Genomic DNA, 24,116 nt, shown 5'->3' on the forward strand with positions numbered 1-24,116 from the left:
CAACCGCTCGCTGACCTTCGTTCACGACGCGGCGCACTACACCCATGCCTTGTGGAGGTCGACATGGACACCTCGGTCACCAACCAGAACGCCGTGAATCCATCCACATCAGACAGTGGAATGTGGATGAGCGACAAGCAACGCAGCATCTCGCGCCTGCGTGGCAGGCGACGAAGTCGGCCTTACCTGGTGCTGGGGCTGCTGCTCCCAGCGTTGTGCGCGGGTGCGTTCCTGTGGATCTCGCTCGCCACGGACGATCACCGGCCGGTGCTGGCGCTCGCTCGCGAGGTCACAGTCGGGCACGTGGTGACGGCGCAGGATCTGCGCAGTGTCAGGGTCGAGGTCGATCCGGGCGTGCTCGTCGTGGACGCCGGGCAGACGGCGGGCGTCGTGGGTAAGACGATGTCGGTGAGCTTGCCCGCAGGCGCGTTGCTCACCCCGGACGCGGTGGATGCCCCTGCGATCCCTGTGTCGGGGCAGGCGATCGTGTCGTTGGCGCTCAAGGCCGGGCAGTTCCCCGCCGAGGTCGGGCAGGGAGCGCGGGTGGCCGTGGTGTTCGTCTCCGGCGGCACGAGCGGGGCAGTGCCGCATGCCTCGGCCCCGGAGAGCGGCACATGGCGGGGTGTGGTGACGAGCGTGGCGATGCCGCCCAGCGAGCAGGTCACGGTGGTGTCGGTGCAACTCGCCGAAGCCGCCGCCGGCCAGGTGGCCGCGGTGCCGGTCGGTCAGCTGTCGCTGGTGCTGGTGGCGGGAGGTGGCCGGTGATGCTCATCGCCGTTGTCAGCTTCAAAGGCTCGCCCGGCGTGACGACCTTGTCCCTGGCACTCGCCGCACAGTGGCCAGGCCCCGTACGGGCAGTGCTGGTCGAGGCGGATCCGTCCGGAGGCGATATCGCGACGCGGTTCTGCCTCCCTTCCTCGCCCGGTCTGCTCAGCCTCGCCGCAGCCGCACGGGGCAGTACCGACCCTGGGTTGCTGTGGCAGCACACCCAAGCGCTGCCAGGAGGTCTGCCCGTGGTCACCGCGCCACCGGACGCGGACCTCACCCGCGGTGCCTTGCTCACCCTCACCTCTGGTTCACCCGCTGCTGCGAGTGTCGTGCGTGCCAGCGCCGGCAGGGCGGGTGTGGTGGTGATCGCCGACTGCGGCCGGGTTGATCACGCCTCCGCAGCGTTGAGCGTCGTGCGCGAGGCCGACGCCTTGGTACTGCTCACCGGCGCCCGCGCTGACGATCTCGCGCACCTGGCCCGCAGCCTGCCCACGGCCGGTAGCTGGACGCCCCGGCCGGTGCTGTTGCTGGCCGGGGACGGCTACTCCACCGCGGACGTCGGACGAGAGCTCGGCGTGATGCCGATGGGCCGCGTCCCGCACGACCCGCGCGGCGCTGCTGTCCTATGTGGACGGCCACCGCGATCGCGGTGGCGCGGTAGCCGACCGTCGCACTCCGCGCTGGGCCGGTTCGCACACAAGCTCGCCGCCGGACTGGCACAGAGAGTCGTCGTGGCGCCCCACCTCAGCCTCATCAACGGTGCCAGCGCCGGGAACGAACTCCCTCGCACACCAGGACTTCCCGTAGAGGGCCGGCCGGGTGACTACCAGCTCTCGTGGAAGGGAGCGTTGTGATGACCCATCCCGTGAACGGGCATCTGCGGCAGGTGCCGCCGCTGCCACGTCAGGAGCCCTGGCCGCCACCCCAACAGCCCGGCACCAGCCGCACCTGGAATGCCACAACTGCGGGTAATCCGCCTGCTGAGGAGTCGGTCGGTGCCGCCGATGACGTTGATGTTGTTGCGCGTGACGGCCTTAGGCAGCACCTGCGCGTCGTGCTGGCCGACGAGCTACCCGGTCAGGTCGCTGCTCACGAGAAACGCAGCGGCACCGTGATGAGCTCGTCGGACCGCCGCTCGCTGGGCGAGGCGATCCTGGCGGACGCGGCGTTGCGGCACAGCGAGCGGGAACTCGCGGCCAACCGGTTCCTGGTCGCACCAGGTGTGGAGCGGCAGGTGGTCGTCGAGGTGCTCAACGAGATGTTTGGCATGGCGGGTTTGCAGCCGCTGCTGGACGACCCGACGATCGAGACGATCAACGCCAACCGTTTCGACCGCGTGATCGTGCAGCACACCGATGGCCGCCGGGAGCACGTCGCGCCGATCGCCGCGTCCAACGACGAACTCACCGATCTGGTCCGGCTGCTCGCCGCGCGGGCGTCCAGCCAGGAACGGCGGTTCGATCACGGTTCCCCTGCGGTCAACCTGCAACTGCCGGGCGGCGAGCGATTGTTCGCGGTGATGGGGCTGACCGCGAACGGAGTGACCTCACTGTCGATCCGTCGGCACGGATACCTCACCGCCACCCTGCCCCAGCTACGCGAACGCGGCACCATAGACACCGGGCTGCGAGAGTTCCTGCGCGCGCTCGTACGCGCCCGCAAGAACATCCTGATCACCGGCGGAGCCGCAGCGGGCAAGACGACCATGTTGCGCGCCTTGGCTTCCGAGATGGATCCGCTGGAGCGGATCATCACCATCGAGGACGCCTTCGAGCTCGGGCTCGAGCGCGATCCGAACATCCACGCCGACGTGACGGCGCTGCAAGCGCGCGAACCGAACGTGGAGGGCGAGGGAGCGGTCTCGCAGGCCGAGCTGGTGCGGTGGGGACTGCGGATGTCCCCGGACCGGGTCATCGTCGGTGAGATCCGCGGGCCCGAGGTCATCCCGATGTGCAACGCCATGTCGCAAGGCAACGACGGATCCATGGCCACCCTGCACGCCTCCAGCTCCCGCATCGCCTTCACCCGCCTGGCCTCCTACGCCGCACAAGGTGCCGAGCGGCTGTCGCTGGAAGCCACCGCGCTCCTGGTCGCCAGCGCGGTGCACTTCGTGGTGCACCTGGGCCGCGGCGCCGACAAGATGACCCGTGTCGTGTCGTCTGTCCGCGAAATCGTCGACGCCGACGGGCCCCAGGTCGTCTCCAACGAGGTCTACCGGCCCGGACGCGACGGCCGAGCCCACCCGGTGCCCGGCGCGCTGCGCACGGACACGCTCGAGGAGCTCGCCGCAGCCGGGCTCGACCCTGTCGTGCTCGATCAGCCCGACGGGTGGTGGCCACGATGAACGTCTCCTTCGGCACCGCACAGGGACTCGCGGTCCTGCTTGGCCTTGGTACCGGACTGGGAATGTGGTTGTTCGTCCTCGGCTGGCGAGGTGCCGAACAGCGGCCCCGCCAGCGGTGGGTGCGATCGCGCAGCGGCGAACGGCGTCCGCGCATCGGAATCCGGCTCGGTGTCGCGTTCGCGGTCGGTGTGGCGGCTGGGGTGGCGACCGGCTGGCTGGCCGGCGCGGTCCTAGCCGGGCTGGCCTGCTGGGCGCTGCCGCGTGTCCTGGGCTGCGACCCGGAGCACGAACACCGGGTCGCGCGGGTCGAAGCGATCGCCACCTGGACCGAGATGCTGCGCGACACCCTGTCCGCCGCATCCGGCCTTGAGCAAGCGATCCTGGCCACCGCGCCGCTAGCGCCAGTCTCAATCCGCGGCCAGCTCGAAGGCCTGGCACGTCGCCTCGAGAACGGGGAACGGCTCGCGCCGTCGCTGCGCTGGCTGGCGGGCGAGCTCGCGGACGCGACCGGCGATCTGGTGATCGCCGCACTGGTGAAAGCCTCCGAGCAACAGGCCCGCCAGCTCGGCGAGCTACTCGGCGCGCTCGCCCAGACCGCACGCGAACAGGTGTCGATGCGGATGCGGGTAGAGGCCGGTCGAGCGCGCACACGCACGTCGGTGCGGGTGATTGTGGGCACCACGCTGGTGTTCGCGGTGGCCGTGGTCCTGCTCAACCGCCCCTACTTGTCGGCCTACGACTCCGCGACCGGACAAGTGGTGCTCCTGGGTATCGGAGTGCTGTTCGCCCTGGGATTCGCTTGGCTGGCAAGGATTACCCGCGACGCGCCGTCGCCGCGGCTGCTCGACGCCGACCAAGGCCTGATGGGTGGGCCTGCCCGGCCGGTCGCCGGAAAGCAGGTGTGACGTGGCCTCCGTGGTGACTGCCTTGGTTCTGGGTGCTGGATTCGGCCTTGGCCTGTGGGCCTTGGCATTCGCGGTGTTTCCGCCTCGGCCGGCGCTGGGCGTGGTGCTGGCGCGGGTCACTGCCGCACCCGCACCGCCGCCGATCGCGGTCGCGGGCGAGGCAGGCTGGGCGCCGAGGCTGGGCCGTCTCGCGGTCGCGCCGCTGCGTGCGCTTGGGTTGCCAGGCAAGCGGCTGGCCCGCGACCTGGTGGTCGTCGGGCGGCCGATCAGCATCCACCTGGCGGAGAAAGCCAGTTTCGCTCTCGCCGGTCTTGTCGTGCCCGTGCTGCTTCTGCTCGGGCCGTCCGTGCTCGGGCCGCCTGTCGGCTGGCAGTTCCCGATCATCGCCGGGCTCGTCGGGGCGGCCGTCGGATTCGTGCTGCCTGATCTGCGGGCACGCGCCGAGGCGGCGCGGCTGCGCACCGAGTTCCGGCACGCGCTCTCGGCATTCCTGGACCTGGTGTGGATCACGCTGGCCGGTGGCGCGGGCGTGGACAGCGCGCTGAACGACTCCGCGGCGGTCGGGCACGGCTGGGCGTTCACCCACATCCAGCGCGCCTTGGCCGCCGCACGGCTGACCCGCACCACCCCGTGGGCCACGCTGCGGCAGCTCGGTGACGAGCTCGGCATCCCCGAGCTGGTCGAGCTGGCCGCGTCGGTCAGCCTGGCCGGCACCGAGGGAGCCAAGGTCCGCGCGAGCCTGGCCTCGAAAGCCACCGCGTTGCGGACACGGCAACTCACCGACGCCGAAGCCGCGGCCCACTCCGCGACCGAACGCATGGCGCTACCCGTCGGATGCCTGTTCCTCGGCTTCCTCGGCTACGTCGCCTACCCGGCACTGATACAGGTGATCAACGGCATCTGAGGCAATCCGGCACACCCAGATTTTCTTTGTAAGACAAGGAGAAGACGATGACATTCAACCAGTTGAACATGGTGTGGACGATGGTGCGAGCGCGCATCGACCTGCTGCGCCGCAACCCCAGCGCGGGCTACGTGAGCGAGACGACACTGATCACCGCCCTGCTCATCTCCGCAGGAGTACTGGTGCTCGGAATCATCGTGGCGAAGGTGATCGCCAAGGCCACGAGCATCGAGCTATGAGCCCCCGATGGCACACATGACCACTCCCACCCGCCACCACCGGAAACGGCATGAGCGCCGACTCGCTGCCGCCCGGCATTGTGGCTGGCTGCTGCGGTTCCTGAAGGAGGATCGGGGCGCGGCCAGCGCGGATCTCGTGCTCTTCACACCGCTACTGCTCCTGGCGCTGCTGACATTCGTGCAGTTCGCACTGTGGTCCCACGCCACCCACATCGCACAAGCCGCCGCCTCACAAGGACTTGCCGCCACCCGAGCACACAACGGCACCACCGCGGCCGGCACCGCGAGCGCACGGCAGCTGCTCGACCAGCTCGCACAAGGCCCGCTAACCGGCGCGAGTGCCAGTGCCGAGCGCACCACCGAGTCGGCATCCGTACGGATCACCGGCACCGCGAGCGCTGTCGTCCCGTTCCTGCGGCTACCGGTTCATGCCGAAGCAGCCGGTCCCGTCGAAAGGTTCGTGCCCAACGTCTACGGGTTCAGGAATTCTGAAGCCGTCGTCGGCGGGAACCAGAGTGGTGGTGGCCGGTGATGAGCGAGTCTCCTGTGCAGTACGGGAGCTTCAGTTCCGGTTCCGAACCGGTGCTGTGGCGTCCCGGCCTGGCCCGGAAGCGGCTGTGTCGTCGTGCCGCGTGGCGGTGCCTGATCCCTGATGCCGGGTTGTACGCGCTGGGCGGGATCGTGACGCTGCTCATCGGCCTGACCAACCGGCCTATGCTCATCCTCGTTGTCGCGGTGGGCGCGGTCCTGGTCGCGGTCGCGGCGGTGATCGCACGCTACGACTACCTGCGGTTCGGCCACGATCTGTCGGCGCGCACGGCGGCCTGGCGCACCGACCGCGGCCAGGGCGAATGGTTCTTCCGCATCGCCGACTTCCATGATCGGGGACCGGTGGCCGCGGCAACCCTGGCTGCGCAGATCATCGACTCGGTGCACCTGAGCCACACAGGGCCCGCAGCGCCCTGGGTCGGCCACGCCCATCTGGACACGGTCCGCCGGTTGGCATGGGACACGCTGCTCGCGCTGTACCAGGCGCCCACGGCACACGACGACCTGCAGCCCGCCGTAGCCCGGCTCATCCTCGCCACCGCCCACATCCACGAGGCCAACCGGCGGCTCCACCACGCCGCCGTCACAAGCCGGACCGGCGACCTGCTCGCGCACCTCACCGCACTGCACGACGTTCTGCCTGCAGCGGTGACGCCATGACGGCCAGGCGAACAACGCCGCGCCACCGCTCGTGGTGGCGTGAGGAGCGGGGCTCGGTTGCCAGCGAGGCGGTCCTGGTCACGCCGCTTCTGGTGCTGCTGCTGGTGTTCGTCGCGGTGGTCGTGCACCGCGGCGTCGACGCACGCCTGCGGATCAACGACGTGGCCCACCAGGCGGCGAGAGCGGCCAGTCTCGAACGCACCGGCGCTCGAGCCGCCGGCCAGGCACGCTCGACCGCCGCCACCGCGCTGGCCTCGGCCGGAGTCGCCTGCCGAGCCCTGGCCGTGGACATCGCCGCCGCGGATCTCAGAGCGGGCGGCACCGTGACCGTCACTGTCAGCTGCGATGTCGACCTCGGTGACGCCCTGATGCTCGGCGCAGGCCAGAAACGCTTGTCCGCCACCGCGATCGAGCCAGTGGACACCTACCGGTCCGACGCCAACGTGACCGCAGAAAGGTGAGGCAGATGACCCGGATGACCCAGCTCGCACGGCGTGTCCGGTCCTGTGCGGACGACGGGCAGGTCAGTGCGTTCGTCGTGACGATCACCCTCGCGCTCCTGGCACTCGCCGGTCTCGGCCTCGACGGCGGACTGGCGCTCGCGGCCAAGGTCAAAGCCAACGGCCACGCTGAGGCCGCCGCCCGCGCCGGAGCGCAAGCCCTGGACCTCGCCCAGTACCGCGCCACCGGCCAGCTTCGCCTGATCCCGGCACAATCAGCGGCCGAGGCCCTCGACTACCTCGGCAATGTCGGCGCGTCCGGCACCGTCACCGTGTCCGGCGACACCGTGGCTGTCCGAGTCACGGCATCCCAGCCGACTCAGCTCCTCGGACTCGTCGGGGTGTCCAGTGTGCAGGTCCACGGCGAGGGCAGCGCGCGTCCGCAGCGTGGCATCACGACGGCCGAACCCTAGCCACCACCTGCCCCCGGGACCTCATCGGTCACCCGGCAGCACCAAGCATGAGGAGAGATCAGATGGCGACGACCGATATCGCGACAGCGCAGGAGATCAGGCGCCGAGTCGAGGAAGACGACACCGCTCGGCGGGAGCGGCGAACCACTGCGGCGCAACAGGTCGGTGACCTCGCCCGGCAACGGGCCATCCACGCCTCCAAGGTCGAAGAGTTCGACCGGCAACTCGCCGAGGTCATCGCCAGCTCGCATGACGTGATGGAGATCGACGAGCTCTCCCGGTTCACCGGCATCCGGCCGGCTGTCCTGACCGGTTGGCTCAGCGCCGCCAAACCGGTCCGTACAAAGAAAAAGCCGTCTACCACCGCGGGCACGCGCGCCGACACGAGCCGCGACCCGGCCTCCACGAGCACCTCGACCAACGGCCAGACAGCCCCGCCGCCCCCGCTCGTCACAGCGGACACGACCTGACCGCAGTCGAACACGCGGACCAGCCGGTTCAATCCCGATCCGGCCTGTGCTGACTCGCAGGACAGGACGAATCGCGCAGCAGAGGCCAGTACAGCCAACGAAACGAGCCCACCGTGACCTCCAAGCCGCACCACATCCGCAGAGAGGTAGCTCGCTCCCCAAGCGTGGGCCGCCGCGCCCGGCAGGTACTGGCTGGCGCGATCCGCATCGCCGGCCGGGTGCTGCGCGGACTGATCGCCGCGACGGCGCTACTGGTCCTGATGGCGGGCGTGCCGTGGGCGCTGTGGCGCTACGTTGGCTGGCCACTGCCCAACCACGTTCCGACCTGGACCGAACTGCAGATCGTGCTGCTCAGCCCGTTCACAGCCGAGTTCGTCCTGGACGTCATCGTCTGCGTGTGCTGGATCTGGTGGGCGGTGTTCGCCCTCGACGTCCTCGGGTGCACGGTGGATCTGGCCCGGCACGGGTTCGACGTCGCCCGGTCCGCGAAGTTCTCCGCGGCTGGCCCGACCCAGGCGCTGGCGGGTGCGCTGATCGGCTCGATCCTGCTGGCAGTACTGGGCAACCGGCCCACATCGGCACCGCCCGCCCCGCTGACGGCCACGCTGGCCACCGGATCCCCGATCGTGGCGACCGCCCCAGCCTGGCACCACCCCACGCCCGGCCAGGCGGCGCTGGAAGCCCGGCCGCCGGTAGCGCCCGCTGGCGGCGCGGGTGATGTTTCCGCGCGGCCGGAGTCGGTGGTGGTGCTGGCACCGCACGACGGAGTCCACGACTCGTTGTGGCGCATCGCGCAACGAAGTCTCGACGACGGTGCCCGCTGGCCGGAGATCTTCGAGCTCAACAAAGGAAAACCGCAACCGAACGGGCACACATTCACCCGACCCGATCTGATCTTCCCTGGCGAGGAGCTCGCTCTGCCGCGCGAGGCGCACACGCCCGCGCCGTCGCCGGCCGATCCGGCCCCAGCGACTCGGACTCCGCCGTCGACGTCCTCAGCGCCATCGACCAGCCTCCAACCGTCCACACCTTCATCACCCACGCCGTCTACGCCTGCGGCCCCACCGTCCGCGACCAGCCTCATCCCAGCATCGGAGCTGGCGGACGGACCTGGCTTCCGTTGGGGCGCAGAGTTGTTCGTCAGTCTCGGGCTGGCCGCCGCGGTCAGCGCGACGCTGATGCTCGCCCGCCGCCGCTATCGCAGCCGCTACCGGCCCGGCAGCGGCGACCGTGACGACCTGCCCGTCGCCCCGGTCGTCTACCAGCTGCGCCTGGCACATCTGCGCACCGAGGCGCACAACGACATCGTCCTCGACAACGGCGGGGCGGACGACGAACACGAGCAACGCCCGCAGCCTGCCTCGGCTGCGCCGCCCTTGGTGGTGGGCGCGCGCGATGCCGGTGCCAGCCGCTATCCAGGCATCTCACCAGGAGTCGGTGTTCGCGATGGTCGTGAGATCGCCCTCGATCTCGCCGCCGCGCGCGGCCTCGGTCTGGTTGGCGCCGGGGCCCCTGCCGCGGCCCGCGCTCTGCTGATCACGGCGCTTACCGCCTCACCACACCACCCGGCGACGTCGGCGGGGACGGTAGTCATCGTCCCCGCCGGCGACCTCGTCTGCCTGCTCAGTCACCAAGCGCTCCAGTGGCAACTGCCCTCGACAGTGCGAGTCGTTCCCGACCTGGACAGCGCGCTGAACGCGGTGGAGGCCGAGAATTTGGTGCGCGCCACCAGCTGTGAGCCCGGCGCCGAGCTCATCACGTGGCCGCCGCTGATGCTGGTCGCACAGCCACCAACACTGCGCGAGCGGCTACAGGCGGTCCTGGACGCCGGTGGGCCTCTCGGGGTCACCGGACTGCTGCTGGGGCAGTGGCAACCTGGCGTCACCTGCTACGTCCGCGCCGACGGCACGATCTCGGCCACCGGCCCTGGTCTGGGCGAGGCCCTGCGCGGTACCCGGATGTTCCGCCTCGGCGGCGACAACACCGCCGAACTCCTCACCCTGCTGCACCAAGCCGAACCCCAGCCCGACACGCCGGACACCAGCTACCTGCCCAACCTGACGCCGACACCACGCACGACTGCCGCGGCCACACCACCCGTCGGCGACAGTCACACGGCGTCGATCACAGAAGGATCTCGCCGCACCAGCCGCTCCAATCCGAGTGAGACCGGACTGGACGGCACGGCAACGGCCAGGCAACCCGCACTCGCCGACACCCAGCTGGAGATCCTCGGCGCCAACCCAGAGCCGGGCCCGCGGGAGCGCCATCAGAGACCGGACCGCGCGGACGCCACCGGTGCGGACAAAGAACATGAACAAGCAGGCGCGCTCACCGATGAACCGGAGCCAACGGAGGAGAGCGCCACACCCGCGGCCGCAGCACCGCCTGCCTTCACCCCCCAGCACGAGTACGACACGGACGCCACACAGATCACGGTCACCGTGCTCGGCGGACTGCGCGTGCATTGGCACCCCGAACCCCACCGCGCCACAAGCCCCCGGGAGATCACCGGAGTGTTGCAGCCCAGAACCCAGGAACTACTGGTCCTGCTGGCACTGCATCCCCACGGCGCCACCCGCGACACCCTCGTCTCGGCGCTGTGGAGCCGAGACCCGCCAGCCCGCCCGACCAACGCCCTGCACACCGCACTGGCACGACTGCGCACCGCACTGGCCGCCGCCACCGGCGGCGCGGTGTCCGAGATCGTCTCGAAGAGCAACGGCCGCTACCAACTCGACCCCGCGATGGTGAGCGTCGACTACCGGCGCTTCGCCCACGCTGTCACCACACGCCGAGCTGTCACCACCGACCAAGCCCGACTCGACGCCCTCTGGGACGTGGTCAACTCCTACGGCGGAACCCTGGCGGAAGACATGACGGCCGAATGGGTCGAACCCGTCCGCGAGGCGATCCGCCGCGACGCCATCGACGCCGTCGCCGCACTGGCCCGCGCACTGGTCGACACTGACCCTCAGCAGACCCTGGACCTCCTGGAGATCGCGCGCGCTTTCGACCCCCACAACGAACCGCTGTACCGCGACATCATGCGACTGCAGGAACGGCTCGGACAGCTCGACGCCATCCCGCGGACCCTAACCCTGCTGACCGCCCGGCTGGCCGAGGTCGACGCGACACCGACCCCACAGGCTCACGGCCTGGCAACCCAGCTGGGACAACAGCAGGAGGGCACCCCGGGCGGCCCAGCGAGGTCACGCGCTCCGGGCACTCGTGATCGCAGCACAGCCAGCTGACGTGGCAATTCCAGTGAACGACCAGCGTCTCAGTCACTATCAGAACTCCACCGCTTCGAGCGCCGCCGAGACCGCGCCCGGAAAAGTCAGCCCGCAGAACTCGCACATCACGATAGATTCTTCGGCCACCTTTTCCAACGCCAACTGGGAATGCTATTCTAGCAGCCGGAATGTCTGCCGGAATTCTTCGTCGACAGAATTCGGACTGGCCACGAAAGAACCTCTTCTCGCGACATGCTGCCACCCGAGCGCGTGGCGATAAGACACGGGAACCACCTGACTCGACCGGACACTTGAGGTCACATACATTCCAGGGGAGCCGTTCGCTCGTCTTTGCGGGGTATCACCCGCGGGGCAGCCGGGAAGATCATCTGTGCGCACAGCGACTTCCATAGGGGGGTCATACGGAGGGTCATGACTGGGTTCATACGGGGGATCAGGTTAGAGAACCACCCTCTGCGGCCTGCGGAGATGCTGGTCGTCGATGCCGCAGGGGGATCCGCTGGTATCCCAGACTCGCTTGCCCGCAAGCCGGTAGACACATCGGCGCGGGCTGGGCGATTGCCACTCCACCGCGATTCCGTGACCACCTCTCGCCCGTGTGTCACTTTGACCAATCCCCCACCTTTCCGTTCCTCTATTTCATTTATCCCGTCAGAAACCGCTCCCCCTGCGTGCCGCCTGGACATTTTCATCCGCAGCAGCTGGCCGCCACCCCTGCGTCGCCGACCTGCGGAAATCGGGGCGAGCCTTTCGCAATTATGACCGTACGGACGGTTTTCAATCACACCAAAACGCGCCGGAAACCATCACCCGAAAGGGTCCCAAAAAGGCGGCCATTCCCATTGCGCGCGAGGTGGCGGCAGAGCAATAATTGAATTACCGCCGGAGGAACCGGAAACACACCGAATACCACACCCGGCGCGAGCCATGCCCAACGCACGTAACGGCGACGACGAAAACGCGCACCACACCGCCCCCGCCGCATAAACCCCGCCCGCCGAACCCCCGTAACGGGTTCCCGGCTACCGGCACCGCGTGAAAGGACCACCAGCGATGACCGCACCCACCACCGACCCCGGGCTGACCCTCGCGGAGTTCGTGTACGGCATCCGCGACCTGATCAACGGCGCCAGCCACACCGACCTGCCCGACCCCAACCGGCTCGACGTCGAGCTCTACGACGGCACCGACGGCACGTACATCAACGTGATCGCCCGGTACCGCAACGACGCGGGCGACGACCGCCGCCAGCACTGCCTGCTGCGCGTGGTCGAGATCAGCGAGCCGGAATGGAACCACGACCACGGCGAATCCCTCGACTGACCAGCACCGCGAACCCCTTACACCGCAACCGAAAGGACCCGCTGTCATGGATGGCTGGCCGGATGACATCGACACCGTCGGCGACCTGCAGGACGCGCTCGCGCGGTACGACCGCGCCACCCCGATCCGGTGGGCCGCGCGCCCGTCCTACCCGATGGAGTACACGATCGGGCCGGTCGTGTGCACCCCCGACGACACCGAAGGCGACGGCACCGCGCGCCACGACCCGCCCGTGGTGTGGCTCGGCGAACGCGGCCAAGTCGGCTACCTACCCGAACTCGCGGCGGACGCCCTGGGGTGGTCACGATGACGACCACACCCCGTGGCCTGGTCGCCCGCGCGATCACCGATTCCCGTAGCCGCCGGAGTTTCTGGGCCGCAGGCTTCAACTATCGACCCGAGGACCTGCCGCAATGGACACGCCGCATCGCCACGGCCGACAAGATCGCTAAGAAGCTCGGGGTCCCGCTCGACACCGTGGAGGTGATCGACGACCCCGACCGCACCTATGGCATCTCCAGGCCGGAATCCGGCGACCTGATCACGATCACCGACCCTGCCACGTCCCGGGTCTTGCGGTTCGTAACGGACTTCACCGCGCCGAACCAGCGGTGGCTGCTGATCGACGAATGCCCCGGATGCGGCGGCATCGTGCCGATGGCGCGCGTCGCCACGTTGGCGGATGCCGGTGACTACCTCGACCCCGACAACGACGCCCGCTTCGACGACCTGCCCATCGAACACCACGGCGACCCCGCACATCGCGCCGACTGCTCACACCACGACTGCTCACGCCTCGGCTGCGCACACCACGACTGACACCCCACGCAGACCGCACTAGATCGAAAGGGGCCACCGCGATGAACACGCCCAACTCGGCGACCGCCCTGGGGCGGTCACGGTGACGACCGCACCCGGCAGCCTGGTGGCCCGCGCGATCACCGAGGCCCGACACCGCCGGAGCACCGACCCCGACGGCGCCGACGACCAGCCCGAGGACTTGCCGCGATGGACACGCCGTGACACCTCGGCACGCTCGATCGCGGTGCAGCTCGCGGTCGACACCGACACCGTGGCGGTGATCGACGACCACGTCCGCTGGTACGGCCTCTCCCGGTCGCCCGGTGATCTGATCACGATCACCGACCCGGTCACTTCCGAGGTGTTGCGGTTCGTGCCGGACTTCGCGGCCTATGACCGACGGTGGCTGCTGATCGACGAATGCCCCGGATGCGGCGGCATCGTGCCCATGGCGCTGGTCACCACGCTGGCCGACGTCGGCGACTACCTCGACCCCGACAACGACACCCGCCTCGACCGCCTACCCGCCGATCACTTCGGCGACCCCGCGCACCGACGCGACTGCTCGCACCGAAGCAACTGCGCGAACCGCGACTGATCACCCACCCCCACAACACGGGAGGACTCCGTGAGCACCAAAGCCGACTTCTTCGACGGATCCGGCGACCAGGCCGTCTGGCTGGGCTCGCTGCAAGGCGACGCCGACCCCGACATCATTCGCACCGTCGCGTGTGGACGGTTGGCGCTGGACGCCATCGACCCGGTCACCTACGCCGACGCCGTGACCGACCTGCTCGACGTGTGGGACGACGAGGACTTCGGCTACGGGTACCACCCGCGCGACGGCTGGCCGTGGCTGCAGCCCGACAGCCGCCACACCGACTGGGTGTTCATCTTCACCGATGGCCAGGTGCAGATCATGGCGGGCCGGGCCTGGTCGGCCCCGCGGCGCTCCATCGGGACCACGCCATGACCGCCGCCGACTTCTACCTGGGCCGAGGCCCGTCCGCCCGCTGGATCGGATCTTTGCGCCCGCAGGCCGACCCCGCCGAACTAGCCGTCACACCGCCTGGCCGGATGCTGCTGGCCGCGACCACCAGCCAGGACTTCGCCCGCGCCGTCGACGACCTTCTCGCATTGCCCGCCGTCATCCAGAACGGTGACAGTTCCCGTCCCGCCGACGGGTGGCCCTGGAGCTGGCCGGACAGTTCGCTCACTGGCTGGTGCTACGCGTTCGACACCGCCGGCGTGTGGATCAGCTACTTCGGCCGCGCGTGGTTCCCCTGCCCGCCCCTCACCCACACCGATTTCGATATAGCTGTCAACCGCCTCCGCCGATCCAGTTCCGACGGGCCACGCGCAACGTTCCCGCCGCAGCTGCGCCCACCATCCACCATCAGCTCAGCCGGAGGTGCGTGATGGCGGTACGTGAAATCGGGTTCTGCGAGCTGCACGCCCTGCTCGAACAAGCTGCCCGCGACACCGGTGACCTCGACACCTCGCTGCCACCATGGAGCGAACAGGAACCGTCGGAACTGTTCGTCGACGACCAGCCGTTCTCGTTGCTGGCCAACGTACTGAACTCGCTCGGCGTCACCGCAGCGAAGGTACACAGGTTGAAGATCAACGGTGACCATCCGAGCCATGTGTTCTCCCGGCTAGATTTCCGGCTCACCCGCAACGCCAGCAAGCTCGCTGATGACTTCTGGATCTGGGAACTGCGCGCCGAACTATGGGCGGACCTTCTCGCCGACCACGCCCGCCCGGCCTACCCGGACGACCCCGATGCCCCGCTGTCTCTCACGACCGAGCCGCCCCTCGGCGGTGCATCGTGACCCTCGATGACGACCGAGGCCACGCATCGGGCGGTCCACATCCACGCCGTCACAGTGTCCTGACAAGACAGAGGCACACCTCCATGCGCCACAATCGACACACATCGGCATGCACACCGGCCGAGCGGCTATTCGTACCGATCAACGACACTGACGAGCAGTGCACTGCCTGCGGTGCGATCAACACCGGCGAGGGCGACTCCTTCGCCAGCTTCGGCGGCTGTACCGATTGGTGGGAACGTTGTACCGCCTGCGGCCGATGTGTGAGCGGCAGCAACATCTCCGCCATCCTCTGAACGCGGGACTTACTCCACCCCACACCGTGCGAGAGCATCGGTCCAGCTCCGTGGCATGCCGCTCCGTCATGACGGCATCGAGTACGCGTCGTCGGCCGAGTCACACGGTAAGCAGACGCCGGTGCCGACGTCAGCATGTCCCGTTCAGCCGCGCCGATCGAGCTGGTTACGCCACCGCGCCGGACATGCTCGGCTGACCACAATCGCCATCGCGATGCAGCACACGGCGACCGCGACCGGCCACACCGCGTCCTCGAGTACGGCCGTCGCCCCGTTGACCGCGGCAAGAACAAGGAACACTGCGACCAAGGCACCTGGCAGTGCCCGGCCGCCGCCGCAGGTGGTCACGTAGCGGCGTCTCATGCCTCGTAGTCGGGCGTTCCCGCTCCATCGTTACCGGCCACCGGCGTCGCTGCGTCCGGGCGAATCAGCCCAGCGGTCGCCGTGTCGTCGTCCTCCCGGTACACGAAACCTGGCGGTGTGTGCGCCGTCCCATATCCCCCGCAGACACCGCACCTCCACCCATAGATCTCGTCGGCGGACATCTTGATGCTCGCACCGGCAAGCACCGCTGGACCGGTCACCCGCAGGCGGCGCGTCACGATGACCCCGCGATGTCCACAGTTCGGGCAGGGCGGGTCAGTCACATACACGACAATCACTTCCCTCTCGCTGCAACAACGTCTCGGGCCCGAGTTGAAGACATCGCCGGTAAGGGCACGACCGGCGAACTGGCCTGACCTGGGTGTGTGCCAAGGCCCTACGATCACGTCGATCCGACCGTCCGTTGAGGACAGCCAGGGTCGAATGCCTTGTGTCCCGACGGTGATCCGTCGGGACATAACTGGGCAAGGCCCGCAGGTTCACTAGTCCACGGGCGCCGCAGCATCCGCCTGCTCATCCGCAGCGAGTGCAAAGCGCCTCGGCTTGTCTTGCGTTTTCATGGCGATGCCGTCGACGACCAGCTTGTCGAGCGCGTTGCTGACCGCACCCGAGGACTTCCCGCCCAGCGCGTTCGCGATCGCGGTCGGGCTGAACTCGTCGCCGGCGTGCTCGCGCAGGAAGTCCTCGACCATCACGCGTAGCGCTCCTGATGCCAACCGAGGCGCCTTCCCGGCCGCCGTAACCATGCCGTCTTCAGCCGTTGGGTCGGCGTCGGCTGAACTGCCTGAGTCGGTGGGCTCGATGACTCCGGCCACAACGGAGTCCGCGCCCGCGAGGGTGCTCGCCTCGGGGCTGGCCGAGTCCTGCGTGTCACTGGCCGTGGTGGTGGGAGGCTCCGCGTCCTCCGGAGCGTGGGAATCGGGCTCGATGGACGTGTCTTCGTCCGTGTCGGGCGTGTGCTGGTCGAGCGGCGCACCGGCAGTGGCGTCCAGCTCGGCCTGCGATGTGTCCGCCGCGTCGGCTTTGCCCGCCGTGGTCGCGTCGTCAGCATCGGCAGTGTCGAACTGGGTGTTGGTGTCTGACGGCGTGATTGCCCACATGTCGGCGGCGCGCCGACCACCTGTGGCGATTCCGGCGGTGCGCGTGACACTGCCATCGCCCGCCCATTTGGCAAGGAACTTCTGCGCGGTCGACTTCCCGATCTTCGCGATCTGGGCGAGGTCGGTGGCCGTGGTGTTCGGGTGAGCGTGCAACGCCTCCCACAGCTTGTCCTCGGCGTCCGTGCGCACCGTCTCGGCCGTGTCGTGGTCGGGAACTGACCGCAGCGGCGGGATCGATCCGCTCGTACTGAAGGTGGTGGTCTTGCGGGTGCGGGTCGTGCTGGACATGACATTCCCTCGATTCGCGCGTGTGTGGTCGGTGATCGATGGTCATGCCCCGGCCGGAGCGGGTGTGGCCCCCGGTGCGCTGCCGGTGTGTGCGGGCTACACGACTATGGACGCTTCCTTCAGCCCCTGAAGTCAAGCCGGTTCGACAAACAAGACGTCTGTCTCGTGTGGACGGTGGCCGCCGTAATGACGTTGACCCAGTTCGATTAACCCGATCCGGTCACGTGCGCTCCGCCGCTTGACATGTGCCGGTGTATCGAGCGTGGATGGACGCGTCCGGCCGAACCCGCCGGAGGAACCAATCCCCTTGCGCGGCAACGAGATCGTGCCACGCCTAACCCGAAGGACCTCCGCTATGACCTCCGTTGCCGCGACCCGCGGCCGACTCACTGGCGATCACCACGACGACACCACAGGCCTGTCGCTCGAGGACATCGCCGCCATGCTCACCGAGAACCTCGCCAACGTCCAAGACGACGACATGCTGCCCGCCGACGCCGAGTTCACCGTCGACGCCGACAACACGGGCGACGAGCCGGTGCTGCGGGTCACCGTCACGTGCGGCACCGACATCAGCGACTCCATCACGGGGATCGCCATGCATCTCGCCGAGCAGGTGTTCCAGCTGGCCAGCGTCTACAACGAGGTCGACCTCGACCACCCTGGCCATCCCCGTTTCCTGCAGGACATCCATGTGCAGTGCGGGGACGTCGCAGCAGTCCGCCTCGTCGGCGCGATGGTGCAGAGCGTGAGCCCACGCGCGCAATCGGGGCGCGCAGGACGCTGACCCCGGCCGTGTGGCCCCTGCACCGTTGAAGAAAAGGCCACCTTCCGCCAATTCGAGCTGCCTGAGGCAATCTCGGCCCGGACAGTTCGGCCGCTGACGTCACCACCCGCACAGACACTCCCGCACTAGCCGGAACTCCCCGGCACCGACACCTGACCGGGAACCGAAGGGAGACAAGAGCAATGTCCACGACCCACGACGCTGTCATGCCACACGCGCAGGCCGCGCACCCGTCCAGCATCATCGTGTCGACAGGTGACGCGGTCCCGCCCTCCCTGGCGAGCGTTGGTGCGTTCGACGTAATTGCTATCCGCGCCCGCGAGGCCTTGCCCGCTGACGCGGTAGTGATCGTCGCTGACGGGCATACCGCCCCGCCACAGCTACCCGCCGGGGTGTGGGGTCTGCAAGTGATCGCCGCAGACACCGCGATCGACGGCGGGAAGCTCGCGCTGTTCGCGGCCCTAACGCTGACCGTGCAGCCCGACGCGCGCGCCCATGACGGTGACGTGGTGGTACGGCTGCGAACCGCAGCCACCACGCCCGCCGACAGCAACCAGTCGTTCGTCGATGTCGACGTGCTGACCGCGCGAGGAGGCCGGTGGGAGCGGGCTGGAACATGGACCGGCATGAATGCCGAATGGCCGCATCAGATCGCCGCCACCATCACCCGGCTCATGGCGTGCGACGCAAGCCTGGTGTTCAAGTCAGCACCGACCGTGGGCGTCGATGGCCGGTTCGGGGTGTTGCACGACCTGGTGCTGGCGGGCAGGCTTCGCGACGGCGAGAAACTGGTGTGCGCCCGCCCGGGAGAGGGCGTCCGCTACGAGGCACACGTCGTCGACGGCGGCATCCAGTTGCCTGACGGCCGCTGGTTCGGCCGTCCTTCCGGTGCGCTGACGGCCCTCGGCTATCCACACCAGAACGGCTGGCACTACTGGTGTCGCGCCCGTGACGGCGTACCCCTGTCCCAGATCCGGATGCCTGGGTCCCGAAGGTCCCCTGCTCCTGCCCGGCGACCGCCGCACGATCCGCGACTGTTCGCCCTCGTGTCCGACGGCACCTTGTGCGCCGGCGACGAACTCCGCTACGTCCAGCCACGCAAGGGCGTCGTCCACACCGCGTACGTGCTCGCAGACGGTCAGCTCCAAGTCGAAGATGGACGCCGCTTTCCCACGCCCGCTGCGGCCATCAACGCCTGCTGCCACGGGAATGTGACCGACGGCTGGCGAACATGGCGCCGTATCAGCGACAACCGCACCCTCGCCGAACTCCGGGATGAACACCGCAACCGCACCACACCGCCAGCAACGCAACATCGACCTGAAGACCCGGCACAGGACCAGCCCGGCCAGCCGCAGCCGCCAGCGCCCTCGACGACGTGAAGGTCCGGACGAGCCAATGCCAGAAACCCTGCCCACACTCGGGCTGCTGCGGCTTATCGACCACGCATGGGAGGCTGGCCCGTGGCTGGAAGTTCTGGGTATGGGGCCACTTAGTGGCGCGCGGGCCAGGCCAACCCGGGACGCGTGACTGCGAGAGGGCGCCCGATCTTGTCGATACGCACCACCGTGCCGGGTTCGGGTGCGTTGACCATATGGGTGGGCGAAATGGCGATACCCACGTGCGCGATGCTCGCGATGTCTGATCCGTAGTACACAAGGTCTCCCGCCTGCAGCGCTGATCCGGCTGGCACGAGCGGTCCCATGTTGTACTGGTCTTGTGCAACTCGCTCGAGCTTGATTCCCGCTGCGGCGTAGGCAGCCTTGGTCAACCCAGAGCAGTCCCAGCCACCCTCAGCATCTCCGTCGCCGCCCCACACATACGGCTCACCGAGCTCGCCACAGGCGAACCTCACGGCCACGAGTGCGGCGGGCGCGACCGCGAGATCACTAGCCGATTGCACGGCGGCGCACGCCGCAGCGGTTTCGGACGTGGCCTGGGTGTAGATGGCGGCTTGGTCAAGGACCTTGCGGACGTACCAGTCGGCGTTGTTGTAGGTGAAGATCGCCCGGTAGAGGTCTTTGTCGTCGCGGGCGCCGTTGTCGCACAGGTAGTGGGCTGCGGCGTAGATGGCGTCGTGTGTGTTGTAGCGCGACGGTGGGGTCTGTCCGCCGGGCGGGATGGTGTGCTGGGCGGTGACGGTGGCGAAGGTGGGGGCGAGGAACTGCATCGGGCCGGCCGCGCCCGCAGAGTTCTCGCCGCTGTGCACGCCGACCAGGGTGGAGCGGCCGTGGTCGGTCTCGACTTTGCCGATGGCGGCGAGAATCGACCAGTCCAGCCCTGGACACACTCCGGCCGCCGCCCGGTACAAGGCAAGGTAGTCGGCGGGGATATCGGCCAGCGCGGTCGCGCTGGGCCGGCCACTGCCGCCGAGAATCGACGAGAGTGCACCTGACACGCCACCGGCGATCAGCATCGAGATCACCAGGGTCGCCGCGATCACGGCGGCTCCGATCTTCACGATCATGGTGTGTTCACCTCCTGCCGGTGCTCGGTGGGCGTGGGTTGGGTTGGGGTGGCATCGGTGTGGGCGCGGGAGCTGTCAACGGCAGGTCTGACTCCGCTGTCGGCTCATTGCCCTCGTCTGCGCTGGGCGGTGAGATGTGCGGCCAGGCGTCGAGCAGCCGGTGCAGCTCCTGTCGTGCGCTCACGCCACCGCCCCCGGCTGCGTCTAGGGGCAGCCAGACCTCGTCGGTGGGGCTGGGGTGCGGGGCTTCGGGGTTGAGCAGTTCGGCCGTGGCGGTGGCGACCGGGACCGAGCGCGGGTCGTCGAGCTCGCGCCAGGCGCGGTGCAGCAGCCGGCGGGCGGTGGCCTCGCGGCGCGAGGTGGGCAGCCACACCAGCAGCGGGGTGGTGATGCCGGTGGCCGCGGCGAGGGCGGCGTAGCCGGTGAGTTTCCCGGCGAGTTTGGCGAGGACCTCGGTGCCGAAGTCGTACTCGAGGAAGAACTCGACGTCCCTGTCACCGGTGGTCCAGCGGCCGTAGGCGTCGGGTTTGATCAGGTCCCCGAAGTGGCGGGCGCAGCGGGTTTCCGACCACCACACGGCAAGCGCGGTGTGCCCGGCCGGATCTGTGTGGCGGGCGTGTGCGACCAGGGCGGTGAACCACTCGTTTACGCCGACGGTGTGCGCGAGTCGCAGGGAGTGGGCGATGCCGAAGGCGCGGTCGTGGCGGTAGCCGAGTTCTTTGACGTCCAGGCCGTCCTCGGCGGCCAGCACCGCGGCCCCGGCGGGCGCGAGGACGTAGTGCATCGGCGCGGTGCCGGAGGTGATGAACGGCTGGAACCGGTCGACCACGCCCCACATGTACAGCTCCCGCAGTCGCATCCGCCCGGACCGGAAGGACGGGAACGCGAGCGCGGTGATCTGGTGTGCGGTGAGCACGCGGTGTTCGTGCAGCATCCGGATGATCCACCGGTCCCTCGGGGTCAACCGGCCGGCCAGCACCGCCTGGTGCTCGGCGTTGTTCGCCGCCCGTGGGGTCGGCCGGCTTGCCTGGTGGCCTCGAAGGGTTCGCTGCCTTGTGGGATTCGTGATCATGATGTGAACTCCGGATATTGTTGTGCGAAAAGGACTTTCTTCCACCTCGCGGCACCAGTCGGGTGGGTCAGGATTGCTGGCGGCGCGGGTCGGCGTTGCGTGCCCGAGCACCGAGCTGTTCGCGGCGATCGCCGTTGGCCGGCCGTGTGTGGACTGAGGCGGTGGCGGGACGCCGTGGAGACCGGGATGGGGTGTGCGGTCCAGACGCGGGCGTGACGACGCCGGGGGCACGGCTGCACGTGGCGCGTCGGGCAATGCCACGGATTTCCCTTGCGCGGCCAGGGATTGCGCGGGGAAGCGGCTGGGTGCGCATGGTGAACGGCTGCGACTCTTCCCCATTCAGGACAAGCCGGACGGCGGCGTGGTAGACGCCGAGGTGAGCCAGGTCGTGATCGGACAGCCGGGGCACGGTGTGCCGGGACAGCTCGCGCGCGTCCTCCGGGCTCGCATTGAAGAAGATCTTGCTGCGGGCGTTGGTGGACATGCCTTCCCGCAACTCACGAGGAAGCTGCCCGAGGTGCTGGTGCGCCAGGGTCATCGCGACCCGGAATCCCCGTGCCTCGGCCAGCATGTCCTCGATCGGGTAGGGCAGGTTGAGGAAGTTATGACACTCGTCGATGACCAGTGAGGCATCGTTGCGCTGGCGTTGCGGAGTACGGGCGCGCGCGGTGGTGGCCTGCCAGGTGCGCGCGACCACCAGCGACCCGACCAGCCGGGTGGTCTCCTCACCGAGCGAGCCTTTCGGGATACGCACCAAGCAGATCCCGCCATCAAGCACGCTGGACATGTCCACTGTGGAATGTCCTCCCGCGATGGCGTCGCGCACGAACGGCCGCAGCAGGAACGCGCGGAGCTTGTTCATCAGCGGGCTGATCACCTGGCTGCGGCTGGAGTCGGTGAGTTCCTCGTACCAGGACCAGAAACCGCGCAGCACCGGGTCGGTGACCCCGGCCGTGACCCGGGACCGGAAAGCGGGATCGGCCAGCAGCTTCGGTAGATCCGCGAGAGTGGCGACGCCTTCCTGGCTGCGCAGAGTGAGGCAGGCGGCGCGCATCACGTCGTCAGTACGCGGGCCCCAGAACGCGGAGTAGACCCGCCGGAACACCGAGACGAGGTTGTCGACGGTCAGATCGGTCTCCCCGCCGTCGAGGGGGTTCAGGCACGGTGGCCGGGACTTCGAGTCGGCGTCGAAGATCACCACGCGGTCGCCTGCCGATTTCGGCAGCCGGGAGAGCACGTCGGTGACGAGGTCGCCCTTGGGGTCGATCAGCACGATGCCGCGCCCGGCCTCCGCGTCAGCCAGGATCATGTTGCCCAGCAAGGTGGACTTGCCCGAGCCGGTCGCGCCGATGACGTGCAGGTGGTGCCGCGCGTCGGGGACACGCAGCGCCACGGGGCGTTCGTGGCCGGTGTCGGTGACCCCGATCCGCTTGGCCTGCGGCCCTGGTGTGGCGATGCCCGGTGGTGGGGCGATCGCGCGGGCACCGGCGCGCTGGACACCGGGGATCGTCTCGTCGATCGGCAGGTGCGCCACGGCGGCCAGCTCACCCACGGACAGCAGGTCGCCCGTGCCGAGACGCCGCCCGGCCAGCACGACGCCAGGATGGCCCAGGCGGTGGCGGGTGTAGTGGTTGTACTCGGTGTAGGAAGCGAAGCTCGCGGCCAGGGCGTGTGCCCGTCCGCGGGCGACATCACGCGCCGTGCGGACCTCGGTCTCTGCGGCGTCGGCGGGCAGGAGGGTGGCGACGGCGTAGCGGATGACCGTCTCGTACTGGGAGCCGCGTTGCTTGGCGACGATGGCGCGGTTGTGCGCCGCGTACTCCAGCGCGGTCTGCGGATCCGTATGCAGTACCCCGGATTTCGTCGTGTTCCGCGCCCGCCCGGCCGTCGCACCGGGTGTGATCAGGTCGAGCAGACGCCCGGCCACACGGGTGGAACTGCCAGTGTGTACCCGGCGCGCGGAGCGGCGTGCTCGGGCGACGCGTCGGCCGGTGACGGGGCGGGCCAGGATCTGTACGCAGGCGTACTCGTCGCGGCCGAGCCCGACCGGGGCGCCGATAAGCGCGCGTAGCGGATCGGCGTGGAAGTCGGTGCGGATCGGTAGCGCCTCGGACCGGGCCAGGCGCAGTTCCCCGCCGACGACCAGCCGCCGCTGGCCGGCCTCGGGTGGTGGCAGGGGCGATTCGGCGGGGCCGACGCGGGTGTGGGCGCCGGGCCAGGCCGCTTCGACCGCGCGTTCGACCAGGCCGGGCGGGATCACTCCGGGCACCCACAGCCGGATGGCGACCCCGGCCTCGGAGAACACGTACTCGCATGCCACGTGGGGCTGGCCGGTGAACCAGCGGCGCCAGGCCGGGCGCAGGAGGCCGACGAGGTTGGACCACAACGCCTCGCCGCCCGCGGGATCCACCGTCGGCGGGGCGAGCACGGTGACCTGACGGGCGTCGGCGACCAGCCTCGCGTGACAGCGCCTGGCCCACCGGCGCCGGCCGGACACGACTCCTACGACGCTTGCCGCGAGCACCGGGGCGACGATCGGTCCCCAGCTGACCGCACACTTCCGCAGGTGGCCTAGCAACCTGAGTAGTGCGCCGCCGGGGTCGCGCAAGTAGTCCCCGACCCACCCGTCGGTAAGGCTCGTCCGTGCGAGTGCATGAGCAGCCAGCTCGGGGTGGGTGAGGGCGGCCGAAAGCCAGGAAACCATGACAGGTTCTCCCTAGAACGTAAGGGAAATGCTTGATCGGCGATGGGGTG

At 69.0% G+C, this 24,116-nt stretch carries 25 protein-coding genes; 21 read left to right on the plus strand and 4 right to left on the minus strand.

Annotated features, from left to right (window positions below; translation table 11 throughout):
- Nucleotides 1–126 precede the first annotated feature (126 nt).
- From AOM45_RS20680 to AOM45_RS20770, 19 genes are all read left to right on the plus strand, one after another.
- Nucleotides 127–765 carry an SAF domain-containing protein gene (locus AOM45_RS20680; RefSeq protein ID WP_236703776.1) on the plus strand — a complete coding sequence of 213 codons (639 nt, stop codon included), beginning with the start codon at nt 127–129 and terminating at the stop codon, nt 763–765.
- Nucleotides 765–1,622 carry a CpaE/TadZ family protein gene (locus tag AOM45_RS20685; protein ID WP_051783896.1) on the plus strand — a complete coding sequence of 286 codons (858 nt, stop codon included), beginning with the start codon at nt 765–767 and terminating at the stop codon, nt 1,620–1,622. The genes AOM45_RS20680 and AOM45_RS20685 overlap by 1 nt, the downstream gene beginning before the upstream one ends.
- Nucleotides 1,622–3,112 (plus strand): TadA family conjugal transfer-associated ATPase, encoded by a 1,491-nt coding sequence (locus AOM45_RS20690; protein WP_030469118.1) that lies wholly within the window; start codon nt 1,622–1,624, stop codon nt 3,110–3,112. The genes AOM45_RS20685 and AOM45_RS20690 overlap by 1 nt, the downstream gene beginning before the upstream one ends.
- Nucleotides 3,109–4,017 carry a type II secretion system F family protein gene (locus tag AOM45_RS20695; RefSeq protein WP_051783934.1) on the plus strand — a complete coding sequence of 303 codons (909 nt, stop codon included), beginning with the start codon at nt 3,109–3,111 and terminating at the stop codon, nt 4,015–4,017. Before AOM45_RS20690 ends, AOM45_RS20695 begins: the two co-directional genes overlap by 4 nt.
- A gap of 10 nt (nt 4,018–4,027) precedes the next feature.
- Nucleotides 4,028–4,921, plus strand: coding sequence for a type II secretion system F family protein (locus AOM45_RS20700; protein ID WP_030469116.1), 894 nt, complete (start codon nt 4,028–4,030; stop codon nt 4,919–4,921).
- Nucleotides 4,922–4,968: 47 nt separating this feature from the next.
- The gene (locus tag AOM45_RS20705; protein WP_035911076.1) at nt 4,969–5,160 is read left to right on the plus strand and encodes a hypothetical protein; all 192 of its coding nucleotides are present in this window, start codon (nt 4,969–4,971) and stop codon (nt 5,158–5,160) included.
- 16 nt (nt 5,161–5,176) lie between these two features.
- Nucleotides 5,177–5,692 carry a TadE/TadG family type IV pilus assembly protein gene (locus AOM45_RS20710; protein WP_156093962.1) on the plus strand — a complete coding sequence of 172 codons (516 nt, stop codon included), beginning with the start codon at nt 5,177–5,179 and terminating at the stop codon, nt 5,690–5,692.
- The gene (locus AOM45_RS20715; RefSeq protein ID WP_030469114.1) at nt 5,692–6,369 is read left to right on the plus strand and encodes a hypothetical protein; all 678 of its coding nucleotides are present in this window, start codon (nt 5,692–5,694) and stop codon (nt 6,367–6,369) included. Before AOM45_RS20710 ends, AOM45_RS20715 begins: the two co-directional genes overlap by 1 nt.
- Entirely contained in the window at nt 6,366–6,830 is a 465-nt protein-coding gene (locus tag AOM45_RS20720) for a TadE/TadG family type IV pilus assembly protein (protein ID WP_030469113.1), read from the plus strand. The genes AOM45_RS20715 and AOM45_RS20720 overlap by 4 nt, the downstream gene beginning before the upstream one ends.
- A 5-nt stretch (nt 6,831–6,835) precedes the next feature.
- Entirely contained in the window at nt 6,836–7,282 is a 447-nt protein-coding gene (locus AOM45_RS20725) for a pilus assembly protein TadG-related protein (RefSeq protein WP_051783895.1), read from the plus strand.
- Nucleotides 7,283–7,344: 62 nt separating this feature from the next.
- Nucleotides 7,345–7,752 carry a hypothetical protein gene (locus AOM45_RS20730; RefSeq protein ID WP_051783894.1) on the plus strand — a complete coding sequence of 136 codons (408 nt, stop codon included), beginning with the start codon at nt 7,345–7,347 and terminating at the stop codon, nt 7,750–7,752.
- Nucleotides 7,753–7,916: 164 nt separating this feature from the next.
- Nucleotides 7,917–11,006 (plus strand): AfsR/SARP family transcriptional regulator, encoded by a 3,090-nt coding sequence (locus tag AOM45_RS20735; RefSeq protein WP_236703777.1) that lies wholly within the window; start codon nt 7,917–7,919, stop codon nt 11,004–11,006.
- Between the two features lie 1,056 nt (nt 11,007–12,062).
- The gene (locus tag AOM45_RS20740; RefSeq protein WP_030469109.1) at nt 12,063–12,332 is read left to right on the plus strand and encodes a hypothetical protein; all 270 of its coding nucleotides are present in this window, start codon (nt 12,063–12,065) and stop codon (nt 12,330–12,332) included.
- Nucleotides 12,333–12,378: 46 nt separating this feature from the next.
- Nucleotides 12,379–12,642: a hypothetical protein gene (locus AOM45_RS20745; protein WP_030469108.1), complete on the plus strand. Its 264-nt coding sequence runs from the start codon at nt 12,379–12,381 to the stop codon at nt 12,640–12,642.
- Nucleotides 12,639–13,151: a hypothetical protein gene (locus tag AOM45_RS20750; RefSeq protein ID WP_156093961.1), complete on the plus strand. Its 513-nt coding sequence runs from the start codon at nt 12,639–12,641 to the stop codon at nt 13,149–13,151. Before AOM45_RS20745 ends, AOM45_RS20750 begins: the two co-directional genes overlap by 4 nt.
- Nucleotides 13,152–13,233: 82 nt before the next feature.
- A complete protein-coding gene (locus AOM45_RS20755; protein ID WP_030469106.1) occupies nt 13,234–13,731 on the plus strand; it encodes a hypothetical protein in 498 nt (165 codons plus the stop codon).
- A 30-nt stretch (nt 13,732–13,761) separates the two neighbouring features.
- The gene (locus AOM45_RS20760; RefSeq protein WP_030469105.1) at nt 13,762–14,106 is read left to right on the plus strand and encodes a hypothetical protein; all 345 of its coding nucleotides are present in this window, start codon (nt 13,762–13,764) and stop codon (nt 14,104–14,106) included.
- Complete coding sequence (locus AOM45_RS20765) at nt 14,103–14,552, plus strand: hypothetical protein (RefSeq protein WP_063757079.1); 450 nt, start codon at nt 14,103–14,105, stop codon at nt 14,550–14,552. Before AOM45_RS20760 ends, AOM45_RS20765 begins: the two co-directional genes overlap by 4 nt.
- On the plus strand, nt 14,549–14,968 hold the full coding sequence (locus AOM45_RS20770; RefSeq protein ID WP_156093960.1) for a hypothetical protein: 420 nt from the start codon (nt 14,549–14,551) through the stop codon (nt 14,966–14,968). Before AOM45_RS20765 ends, AOM45_RS20770 begins: the two co-directional genes overlap by 4 nt.
- Before the next feature lie 1,162 nt (nt 14,969–16,130).
- On the opposite strand, the gene AOM45_RS20775 is transcribed toward AOM45_RS20770, so the two are convergent.
- Nucleotides 16,131–16,937 carry a MarR family transcriptional regulator gene (locus AOM45_RS20775; protein ID WP_236703778.1) on the minus strand — a complete coding sequence of 269 codons (807 nt, stop codon included), beginning with the start codon at nt 16,935–16,937 and terminating at the stop codon, nt 16,131–16,133.
- Nucleotides 16,938–17,391: 454 nt separating this feature from the next.
- Here AOM45_RS20775 and AOM45_RS20780 point away from each other — a divergent pair, with 454 nt between their 5' ends.
- Both AOM45_RS20780 and AOM45_RS20785 read left to right on the plus strand, forming a co-directional pair.
- Nucleotides 17,392–17,823 carry a hypothetical protein gene (locus tag AOM45_RS20780; RefSeq protein ID WP_030469101.1) on the plus strand — a complete coding sequence of 144 codons (432 nt, stop codon included), beginning with the start codon at nt 17,392–17,394 and terminating at the stop codon, nt 17,821–17,823.
- Nucleotides 17,824–18,005: 182 nt separating this feature from the next.
- Nucleotides 18,006–19,205 (plus strand): restriction system modified-DNA reader domain-containing protein, encoded by a 1,200-nt coding sequence (locus tag AOM45_RS20785; RefSeq protein ID WP_156093959.1) that lies wholly within the window; start codon nt 18,006–18,008, stop codon nt 19,203–19,205.
- 110 nt (nt 19,206–19,315) lie between these two features.
- Here the strand turns inward: AOM45_RS20785 and AOM45_RS20790 are convergent, their stop codons facing one another.
- The 3 genes from AOM45_RS20790 to AOM45_RS20800 form a co-directional block, all read right to left on the minus strand.
- On the minus strand, nt 19,316–20,290 hold the full coding sequence (locus AOM45_RS20790; protein WP_081902271.1) for a C40 family peptidase: 975 nt from the start codon (nt 20,288–20,290) through the stop codon (nt 19,316–19,318).
- 7 nt (nt 20,291–20,297) lie between these two features.
- Entirely contained in the window at nt 20,298–21,362 is a 1,065-nt protein-coding gene (locus tag AOM45_RS20795) for a replication-relaxation family protein (protein ID WP_030469098.1), read from the minus strand.
- 67 nt (nt 21,363–21,429) lie between these two features.
- Entirely contained in the window at nt 21,430–24,066 is a 2,637-nt protein-coding gene (locus tag AOM45_RS20800) for a helicase HerA domain-containing protein (protein WP_030469097.1), read from the minus strand.
- Nucleotides 24,067–24,116: the final 50 nt, after the last annotated feature.

It is taken from the genome of Lentzea aerocolonigenes, from assembly GCF_000974445.1.
GTDB classification, from domain to species: domain Bacteria; phylum Actinomycetota; class Actinomycetes; order Mycobacteriales; family Pseudonocardiaceae; genus Lentzea; species Lentzea aerocolonigenes.